We start from the raw sequence: 10,168 nt of genomic DNA, 5'->3' as shown, positions 1-10,168 counted from the left end.
GAAGCCCTCGTATTTCTTATCTTTGGCGCGGATCTCTTCAAAGGGATTTTTACCTCGTCCATCTAACTGCCTCACCAACAAGGAACTTTGCGAGAACAGGTAAATAACAATGTAGGCTGAGGCGACGGAAAAAAGCACCGGCAATGAGCTCGACAATTTACCCGTCATTTCGATCATCGCAATGATGGCCGCGAAAACGGCGCCAATAACAGTTGCAACCGTCGCACCCATCCCGGCTATGGCGTAAATGGAGATGCCTGATATGGAAATACCTGTGCCCTCGACCATAATTCCCACCGCAGCACCCAACATGGCACCCATAAACAGACTGGGACCGAATACGCCGCCGTTAAAGCCAAAGGCAAGGCTGATAATGGTCGCAACGAACTTGAGTACCAATAAGATCAAACACAGTTGAAAGGCGATATTGCCGGCGATGGCCATTTGGGTTTCATAGCCCCCTAGGCCCAGTACCGACGGGTACATAAATCCAATACAGCCTAACAATAGGCCGCCAACGACCGGCTTTAAGCGGTTGTCGATCTTAACGTGCTTGGCCACCAGGCCAGCTGCTTTGGGTAACGCCTGATTAAAGGCAATCCCGACTACTCCTGATAGCGCGCCAATAATGCCAAAGAAAATAAATTCATAGGGCGGGATAGAATCGGGAATTAAATCACTAAGAATAACGAACTGCACGTCCAACAACTTAGCTGTTTCAGAGCCAGCAACGGCTGCCGCCGCAACCGGAATAAACTGATAAATGCGCCACTGGCGCAAAACAACTTCCTGGACAAAGATAACCGCGGCCAAGGGTGCGATAAAGGATGCCGAAATCGCCGCCGCGATGCCGGAACAACCCAGGACGACCTTTTCTTGGGTACTGAGCTTGAAGATGGATCCCATACCGCTTGCCACGGCGGCACCCAAGTGTACGGCAGGTCCGTAACGTCCCACGGAAGCACCCGCACCGATCGAAACAGCCGAAATAAGTCCCACGGCTAAACCTTCTCGGACGCCAGTTTGGCCTTGATTGAAATGGATGTCTTCAATGACATGGGAAAGACCGCGGTTTGCCCTATTAGGCATTAGATAGTGGGTTAAAAGCCCAACAATCAGCCCTAAAAAAGCCAAGACGCCGATCGACCAGATCGGCAAGGAGGCGTTTTCAATGCCCTGCTCCATTACCAGCGTGTCTAACGGGGTTTTATGCAGATAGGTTTGAGTTAGGTTAATGGCGATCAATAGACCCTTGGCTGCAAAGGCGGCCATTATCCCTATGGCAATCGACAGGCTGACCGTTCTGGCAATTGTCCAGTCGAGGTTTCTAAATTTCTTCTCTTCGGTACCGATTATGTCGCTCATAAATACACCCTGGTTTATTATTCTTATTACCGACAACGTTCATGCGAAACTATTAACAAGTAAACTTAGTTAGTGTGAAAACCAATACTTTACGCTGCTACGAACTGGTTTTAAAGCATTTATGGCATTCAAAATGACTCAGTTGATCCGCTAAGAGGCCCGTCAGCGCCTCTAATTGGGTATTACAAAAGTAATAGAAAGGCTGTTTGGGACTGCGTAAAGCGACTTAGAGAGGGATATTAAATGCCATGACGGCCTTTATGGCCGGTTGTCCGGGGGGTGCCGCACCCTATCGGATGGCTGTCGATCCGAGTTCTCAGCGACCTCCGGCTCCTTGGCGGGATTGATCATTATTTTCAACCAATATACCGGTCCCTATTTGATTGATGCGTTGCCACAGTTCCGGTTCAATTTCAATGCCATGTTCAACACTGTTGGCTTTGTTTTCGGCCACTTCCTCGGCACTCATATGGCGCGCGTTACGGTTACCCTTGGACAACTGCAATGATGCGGTTAAATCGACCCGGGAACTGCAGATAATAGTCAAGGTTTGCTTCAGGTCGGTGCTCGCACTCAGATTGGTGAGCGCTTCACTGTAACTGGGGTAACGTGCACCGGCCCGTATCGCTGCGGCATGCTCGGTGACGGTATGGCTCCCGTTTTGCCAGTAAGCTGCGATACTGATGCCACAACGGCCCCGATCGGTCAGGGCTTTGAGAATAAACATCCGATTGTGACAGTGATGCACCGTCACCGTGGCAATGCCACTTATCAGCGCTTTGGCGTGTGCCAGATCCACCGATGCGGCGATGCAGTTCAGTGCACTGGGACCGTGACTGTCGATTATCGCGGACGAACTGTCTTCATAGAGGACACTGCTGAGGAGCTTGTCGGTATCGTCGGTTATATAGGGCAGCAAACGCTCCAGCTCCGCCAAGCCTTTGAGGCCGTGTTTCTCCAACCACAGGATCATATTGGCGGCATCTTCATAGTTGCCAACAAAATAGTGAGAGGCCTCAAAACAACGTCGCAAGGCGGCTTTCAACTCATTCATGGAAATATTCATGAACAGTTTCCGCTTTGCTCTGGCGCTACAGGCATAAACCAATCGTCTTCGAATGCTTTGCCGATATCCGCTAGCAGCGGAGCGCCCTGAAACATGGTGTTGCGGACCCACAGTCGCGAACGCGGATCAAACTTACCGACACCAAAAAAGGCCAATTTGCAGCGCAATAGGTGAATTGGAAGCACATTTCGATCCAGCAAATTGGCCTGAATATCACCATAGATGCAGCGATTCATACTTTGAATACGGCGCACTATTCCACGCATCTTGGGGCGCGCGACCATGAATCTGGCGGTATTGTGGTCTGGATTCAGTGTTAGATAGGCGCACAGTTGGTCGTAGCACTTACTGACGGCATAGCCAACGCCCATTGCCATCTGCTTATGCTTGGCCTCCTCATCGGCACTGTTGCCCAAGCGGGGCTCCATCTTCTCCTCGGAACGGTACCAACAGGTTTCACGTGCGCCATCGGCACTAAAGTCGGTGGCCAGCGCCCAATTGTAGCGTGTTTCAATGACCTCTTTGAGTTGCTCCAGGGGCATGATCGGATCGAGGTCGAGAATTTCATCGACGCTATGGAAATCTTCAAGATCATCCACCAGTTCTGGATATATCTCTAACATAATCGAAACCAGCATCTCCTGGCCCTGTAAGGAGCAATGTTGCTCACTCCAGGCTATTAACCCATCCCAGGTGTCGAAACTCGTCGCGACGTAGGTTTGCATCGCGTTTAGATCGACTACCACCTGTAAATTTTTCTCAGTTTGCGATTCATCATCGGTCGCAGTGTCTCGTGTGTGCTGCGCGCAACGGTCTATTAGGGTCGTGAGTGTCTCTTTTACCCGACCGTTGATACCGCCCAGAACCCGAATGCGAGCTAGGGCCAATTCGCGCATTTCAATCCAGTTACTGATTAACATGGGATGATTGACCAAAAACGGCGCCATGCCCAACCCGGTCGAGTTACCGATACCGAAATGACGCTTAAGCTCTGGTTGCATAGCTTGGAAGGTGTCAGGGGATTTGTGACGGGCAATATGTTCAGCCTGCAGGAAGCTGAAATTACGCAGCATCCAACAAACAAACATTTCCGAGGCAAAGGGCCGGGAAAAATCTTTGTGCTTGGTCGAAACCTTTTCCCAATCAGCCATGCCAAGCTTGCCACTGCCATAGACCGCCGTAGTCCGGTACAGATAACCGACCTTGGAGATTTGCTCGACATCCGGCTGCGCTCCGCGGGCTAGCTGATCGACAACATAATCAAATATCCTCGCACTGCGGTTGGCTCGTGACAGAACAAAAACCCGAGGGTCAACTCGTCCAGCTTCTTGCAAGGGTACATTTTGCTTCAGCCGTTCCAGGTAAAGCTGGTCCACCGGTCCTTCCACCAGCGCCATGGTGAGGTCCCATTGAGTGGCAATAACTCGATCGTTGCGATTTTCCAGCGCCAGATAGTGCGAAAATAATACAAAACTAAACAGGCCATTGGGTGCCTGGACTTCATAAACGACTGTGCCATAACCGTCGTCATCGAGGTCAAAGCGAGTCGGCTCAATCTGCCAGCGTTCCCGCATTATGCGTCGCACCAGGGTGCGCATAAAACTCAGGCGGCTCTGATGGAAGGACCCCAAGCGCTCTAAGTTCATCACTTGGTTAGCCGGACGCAGCGGCAACGCGTTGTTACCCCTCATGGAATTTTGGATCGTGGCAGCAGTCGTCATTACTCTTTACGTCCTAATTAGCAGCACATCTATCGGGCAGTCAACCTTCCGTTGTGCAATATGGCCTAGCTAAAGCTTTGATGTGCGGAATCAACTGACAATACATCCGGTCTGTTGGTATTTGTAACCTTGGCGTCGGAATGAGCATCACCAGTAGGCATTACCGCGCGGAATTGATATTCGCGTGGATCGCATATGGCAATTGTCAGCCCTAGGGGTTTCAAGACCCACAAGTGCTGACGGCAAACTCCGTCTCCGTTTTAGGGTGGCACCAATCATCTGTCAACCATGGGCCACTAAACAAATCAAAAGGACAAATCAACTGATAAGTGAAACTTATCAGCGTCCGATTTATGGTTCCTAAATTAGTGTTGGGGTAATGTTTCGACCCTAGCACCTCAGATCAATATTGCTAGAATTCTGCCCTCATCGCAGGACCCAAATCTTGCTATCCGGGCCAGTTCATAGCACTAGAAGTGGGCCACCTGGTCAGCTGGCTAGCCGCTACTGCTGGCAACGATAAAGTCTATCAAGGCCCTGGCGGGCGGGGTGAGTGACTTGTTGGTCAGATGTACGATGCCAATACGGCGAATCACCGTGGGAGTTTTTAACGGGATGAATTTGAGCGTGGTACTGTGCTTCGGAAAGGCATACCAGGGCAGCGTGGTAATGCCAAAACCGGCCTCCAACATCGCGATCAGGGAGATCATATTGGACACATAAAATTGTGAATGACCCAGCAATGGATGGGCGTCACTATCTTCCAGTAGCGCCGACGTGCCATTACTTATAAACCTATGTTCGCGCAACGTCTGCCAATGCAGCTCGGTGCTGCCGGCCAAGGGATGGTTGTTCGGGCAGACCACGCCGATTTGATCCTGCCAAATAGGAATAAAGGTCTTGTCGGAATGTTCCTGCTCATGAAACAGATGCGCGATACCAAAATCGACTTGCTGGTTTTCGACCATTTGCAGGACAGCAGTGGAGTTATCATCAAAAAAACTAACATGCAGGCCAGGTGTGTCGGCAAAAAACTGCAATAACAACTCAGGCAACACCCTACTGGCAATAGAAGGCACTGAGGCTAACCGCAGGTGCCCCGTCTTATGTTCTGCCAAGAGCGTCATGTCTTCCGCCACTCGATCATGGTGGGCTATGAGTTCTTTTGCCTTGGGTAAAAAATGACTGCCGAAGGGGGTTAATTCGGTTTTAGCGGTTTTGGCATTGCGCTTCTCGAACAGGCCTTCACCGAGTTTCTTCTCGAGGTCTCGGATAGATAAGGAAATGGCCGGTTGCGTGCGGTGCGCCTTTTCTGCTGCGACATGAAAACCTTTTAGTTCAGCAACCCAGACGAAATGACGTAATTGGGCAATTTTAAGCTCTGGCAGCATGACCGCCTCCTAATAAGAAAATCTTATCAATAGATAGTTTTTATTGATTTTTATTATTAAAGCACGGAGCCTATGATTCCTCCAACAAAATTCGGACCATCGATATGACTGATACAGTGTTTAGAAATTACATCGCAGGCGAGTGGGTTGAAGGCAATCGAGCGGTGGCAAATATCAGCCCTGCCGACAAAGCTGATCTGATCGGCCACTACGCTCAGGCCGACAAAGCACAAACCGAAGCCGCCATTACCGCCGCCGGTGTAGCCCAAGTTGAGTGGGCCAAAAGCGGCTTAGAACAACGCTACAGCGTTTTGATGGCGATCGGTGATGAACTGATTCAGCGTAAAGATGAGTTGGGTAGACTGTTAGCCCGTGAAGAAGGCAAAACACTTGCCGAGGGTGTGGGTGAGACCTACCGCTCCGGTCAATTCTTCCATTATTACGCCGCCGAAGTGCTGCGCCAGATGGGTGAAACTGCCGATTCAGTGCGCCCAGGCGTAGAAATTGAAACCCGCCGTGAGCCCGTCGGCGTGGTCGGCGTTATCACCCCGTGGAATTTCCCAACGGCCACCGCCGCTTGGAAGATCGCTCCCGCCCTAGCCTTTGGCAACGCGGTGGTCTTTAAGCCGGCGAATCAGGTGACCGCAAGCGCTTGGTCACTGACCGAAATCATCTCTCGCCAGGGCCTGCCAGCAGGTACTTTTAACCTGGTCATGGGCCCCGGCGCGGAAGTCGGTGATGTCTTGATAAATTCACGTGGCATTAACGCATTGACCTTCACCGGTTCGCTCGAAACGGGCCGCAAAGTGGCTGTGGCGACGGCCATGAACCTGGTCAAGTGTCAGCTGGAAATGGGCAGTAAAAACGCCCTAATCGTATTGGATGACGCGGATCTCGATAATGCTGTTGAATGTGCAGTGGGGGGTGCTTATGGCGGTACGGGACAAAAATGCACCGCATCGTCGCGCCTAATTGTCACCGAAGGCATCCACGATCGATTTGTGGCGGCCGTGATTGAGCGCATGAAGAAGTTGGTGGTCGGTCATCCTTTAAAGGAAGGCGTACATATAGGTGCCGTTGGCGATGCCCGTCAAATGGAACAGAACCTAAGGTATCTGCAACTGGCCAAAGATGAAGGCGGCACGCTGGCCTTCGGCGGCAACGTGTTAACCGAAGATACAGATGGCTATTACCTGCAGCCAGCATTGTTTACCGAGACAACCAACGCGATGACGATCAATCGGGAAGAAGCCTTTGCGCCGATCGCTTGCGTCATCAAGGTCAAGGATTATGAGCAAGCCTTAGCCACCTTGAATGACACGAATTTTGGCCTTACTGGCGGCATCTGTACTGAGTCACTCAAGTATGCGACCGATTTCAAACGCCAGGCCAAAACCGGCTGTGTGATGGTAAATCTGCCGACGGCGGGTACCGACTACCACGTTCCATTCGGCGGTCGTAAAGATTCTAGCTTTGGTCCACGCGAACAGGGTTCCTATGCCAAAGAGTTTTACACCGTGGTCAAAACCACCTATATCCGTGCGTAAAGGACCTGCTCACTATGCATTCTGATCTAATTGTCATTGACGGCCTGCAATACTCCAATTGGGACCGAACGATCTTTGAACAACTCCATCAAGGTGGGGTCACCATGGTCCATGCGACCATTGTGTACCATGAACAGATTCGTGAAACCCTGTTGCGAATTGCCGAATGGAATCGGCATTTCGAGCAGAGCAGTGATCTAATAATGCCGGTAAAAAGTGCTGCCGATATCCGCCTTGCTAAGCAGTTGGGCAAGGTCGGGATCATGTTCGGTGCGCAGAACTGTTCTCCGATTGAAGACGACATCGGGATGGTTGAGGTCATGCGCGAATTAAACCTCATGATCATGCAGCTGACCTATAACAACCAGAGCCTATTGGCCTGCGGCTGTTATGAAGCCGAAGACAGCGGCGTGACCCGTTTTGGCCGGCAGGTGATTAAGGAGATGAACCGAGTCGGCATGATTGTGGACATGAGTCACAGCGCTGAACGCAGTACCCTAGAGGCGATTGAAATTTCCGAGCGCCCCATCGTCATCTCTCACGCCAATCCGAACACCTTTCATATGGCCAAACGTAATAAGTCAGACCGAGTCCTTAAGGCACTGGGTGCCTCCGGCGGCTTGCTCGGCTTCAGTCTCTATCCGTTTCACCTAAAAAACGGCTCTGATTGCACGCTGAACGAGTTCTGCGAGATGGTGGCCGATACAGCAGAGTTGATGGGCGTTGACCATATTGGCATTGGCACCGATCTGTGCCAGGAGCAACCGCATTCAGTCCTAGAGTGGATGCGCAACGGCCGTTGGTCAAAGGATACCGATTACGGCGAAGGTTCTAAGGCCAATGCCGACTGGCCCAAACCATTGGCGTGGTTTCGCGACAGCCGGGATTTCCCCAACATCACCAACGGCTTGCTGGCACGAGGATTTAGCCCCCCAGAGGTTACAAAAATCATGGGCCAAAACTGGTTAAACCTGCTCGATGATGGGCTCAAGGCAACATAAGACGCAACTTATTTCCAACGTAAAAAGTAAGACCGATGGGGTGGCGTCAATAGGCGCTGCAACTTCAACGACGTAGCTTAAAACCTATAAATAATAAGAATCATAAGGTGGTTATTATGGACAGTAATTCCGCGGCTAACGCCGAGGCAACGATGCAGAACAAAAAATGGCTGGCAGATGTCGATATGCCAGTATTCCTGATCAGTGGCGGTGCGTTAGTGCTGTTTGCTCTTTTAACTCTTTATGATATCGATATGATGTCCAATTGGGTTAATACCAGCTTTGCCGCTTCAACTAAGCTGTTCGGTGCCTATTGGCAGGTGTTGCTATTACTGACATTTGTTATTGGTATTTTTCTCGCCGTCAGCCGCACCGGCGGCGTTGTGCTGGGCGGTCTCAAGACGCCTGAGATTTCGACCTTCAAATGGATCTCCATCATCATGTGCACCCTGCTTGCTGGCGGTGGTGTATTCTGGGCCGCAGCCGAGCCTTTGGCGCACTTCACCTCTCCGCCGCCATTGTTTTCGGATATAGCGGGCAATGAAACCGGAACCGCGCAAGCGGCCTACAATGCTCTGGCGCAAAGCTTTATGCATTGGGGCTTCTTGGCTTGGGCCATCCTTGGCAGCCTAACCGGCATCGTTTTCATGTACCTGCATTATGAAAAGGGCTTACCGCTCAAGCCGCGTACACTCCTCTATCCGGTGTTCGGTGATCGAGTGATGACCGGCCCGCTTGGAACCATAGTGGATTCTTGCTGCGTATTGGCCGTTGTCGCCGGTACCGTCGGCCCGATTGGTTTTCTCGGCCTGCAGATCGGCTTCGGTCTGGAAAAACTATTCGGCATCCCAAATACCTATATCACTCAGGTTACGATTCTAGTCGGACTGGTTGTTATCTATACTCTATCGGCCGTTAGTGGCGTAACCAAGGGTATCCAGATACTCAGCCGATTTAACGTGATTCTTGCCGTAGCTCTGATGGCTTTCATCCTCTTTTTCGGCCCAACCGCCTTTATTATTGACAGCTTCATCCAAGGCTTTGGTATTTATCTAGACAAGTTCATACCGATGGCCACTTTCCGTGCAAGCCCAGGCTGGCTGGACTGGTGGACTGTGTTTTTCTGGGGCTGGTTCCTGGGCTATGGTCCATTGATGGCGATGTTTGTAGCGCGTATCTCTCGAGGCCGAACGATCCGTGAGATGGTCTTACTCATATCGGTCGTAGCACCGGTCATCACCTGCTTCTGGTTCACTATTGTGGGCGGTTCTGGTTTGGCCTTTGAATTGGCCAATCCGGGTGTTATATCGGAACCCTTTACCGGTTTTAATATGCCTGCGGCCCTATTGGCCATTACCGAACAGCTGCCAATGGGCTTCGTTATTTCGGTACTGTTCCTGATTCTGACCACCATCTTTGTCGCCACCACAGGTGACTCAATGACCTACTCCGTATCGATGGTGATGACCGGTAACGATCATCCTCACCCATTCGTGCGAGTTTTCTGGGGCGTGATGATGGGCTTGGTCGCAGCACTGTTGATCTCTATCGGTGCCGGCGGTATTTCAGCCCTGCAATCCTTCATCGTCGTCACCGCAGTACCGGTCTCATTGGTATTATTGCCGTCACTGTGGACTGCGCCCATGATTGCTCGAAAAATGGCCGATGACCAAGGCCTATAAGGCCTTCTCTCTAGCCGATAAAAGACCGGGTTTAATCTCGGTCGTTTAGACCGGTCATTTAACAGAACAGGAGCCCAACAATGCGGCTCCTTTTTTTTACGGCGACTTTAACCCTTAGGGTTCGAGCTCAGCTATCAATAGGAAATACACATGAAAAAAGCTGTCAAAACCCAGTTATTTGCCTCCAAGGCACCGCTGGAATGGGCTGTTATCGCCAATGGCCAATTATCGACTGCACAGATACCGATCGATTCCGAGGGCAAGGTAGTCGCAGGGGGCATTGAAGCTCAGGCGCGTCAAACGATGGAAAATTTCAAACACACGATCGAAGCCGCTGAATTGACCATGGCCGATGTCACTCAGGTGCTCATCTACGTCACCGCACGGGATTATTT

General features: G+C 51.1%; 8 protein-coding genes. 4 read left to right on the top strand and 4 right to left on the bottom strand.

What is annotated here, in order from left to right:
• The 4 genes from AC4FIC_RS14520 to AC4FIC_RS14505 all read right to left on the bottom strand — a co-directional run.
• Positions 1-1,365 (bottom strand): chloride channel protein (locus tag AC4FIC_RS14520; protein WP_273284954.1); only part of this gene is annotated, 1,365 nt, incomplete at its 3' end.
• A gap of 316 nt (positions 1,366-1,681) precedes the next feature.
• Positions 1,682-2,431: a DUF3726 domain-containing protein gene (locus AC4FIC_RS14515; RefSeq protein WP_490359430.1), complete on the bottom strand. Its 750-nt coding sequence runs from the start codon at positions 2,429-2,431 to the stop codon at positions 1,682-1,684.
• Complete coding sequence (locus AC4FIC_RS14510; RefSeq protein ID WP_476194596.1) at positions 2,428-4,122, bottom strand: hypothetical protein; 1,695 nt, start codon at positions 4,120-4,122, stop codon at positions 2,428-2,430. The genes AC4FIC_RS14515 and AC4FIC_RS14510 overlap by 4 nt, the downstream gene beginning before the upstream one ends.
• A 527-nt stretch (positions 4,123-4,649) precedes the next feature.
• Complete coding sequence (locus AC4FIC_RS14505; RefSeq protein WP_100257322.1) at positions 4,650-5,543, bottom strand: LysR family transcriptional regulator; 894 nt, start codon at positions 5,541-5,543, stop codon at positions 4,650-4,652.
• Positions 5,544-5,647: 104 nt separating this feature from the next.
• On the opposite strand from AC4FIC_RS14505, the gene AC4FIC_RS14500 reads away from it, so the two are divergent.
• The 4 genes from AC4FIC_RS14500 to AC4FIC_RS14485 form a co-directional block, all read left to right on the top strand.
• Complete coding sequence (locus AC4FIC_RS14500) at positions 5,648-7,090, top strand: aldehyde dehydrogenase family protein (RefSeq protein ID WP_100257323.1); 1,443 nt, start codon at positions 5,648-5,650, stop codon at positions 7,088-7,090.
• Positions 7,091-7,104: 14 nt separating this feature from the next.
• Positions 7,105-8,091 carry a membrane dipeptidase gene (locus tag AC4FIC_RS14495; protein WP_100257324.1) on the top strand — a complete coding sequence of 329 codons (987 nt, stop codon included), beginning with the start codon at positions 7,105-7,107 and terminating at the stop codon, positions 8,089-8,091.
• 116 nt (positions 8,092-8,207) lie between these two features.
• A complete protein-coding gene (locus tag AC4FIC_RS14490; protein ID WP_273285942.1) occupies positions 8,208-9,773 on the top strand; it encodes a BCCT family transporter in 1,566 nt (521 codons plus the stop codon).
• Positions 9,774-9,923: 150 nt separating this feature from the next.
• On the top strand, positions 9,924-10,168 hold a 245-nt coding region (locus tag AC4FIC_RS14485; protein ID WP_273285941.1), incomplete at its 3' end, for a RidA family protein.

This window comes from Reinekea sp. (assembly GCF_982785585.1).
Note: the sequence above shows the minus strand (reverse complement) of the source record. Positions and strands in the feature narration are given on the sequence as shown.

Bases quoted from the DNA above. Each gene is read 5' to 3' on its own strand.
- AC4FIC_RS14490 (WP_273285942.1), top strand. From the start codon at position 8,208: ATGGACAGTAATTCCGCGGCTAACGCCGAGGCAACGATGCAGAACAAA.
- AC4FIC_RS14500 (WP_100257323.1), top strand. From the start codon at position 5,648: ATGACTGATACAGTGTTTAGAAATTACATCGCAGGCGAGTGGGTTGAA.
- AC4FIC_RS14505 (WP_100257322.1), bottom strand. From the start codon at position 5,543: ATGCTGCCAGAGCTTAAAATTGCCCAATTACGTCATTTCGTCTGGGTT.
- AC4FIC_RS14510 (WP_476194596.1), bottom strand. From the start codon at position 4,122: ATGAGGGGTAACAACGCGTTGCCGCTGCGTCCGGCTAACCAAGTGATG.
- AC4FIC_RS14495 (WP_100257324.1), top strand. From the start codon at position 7,105: ATGCATTCTGATCTAATTGTCATTGACGGCCTGCAATACTCCAATTGG.
- AC4FIC_RS14515 (WP_490359430.1), bottom strand. From the start codon at position 2,431: ATGAATATTTCCATGAATGAGTTGAAAGCCGCCTTGCGACGTTGTTTT.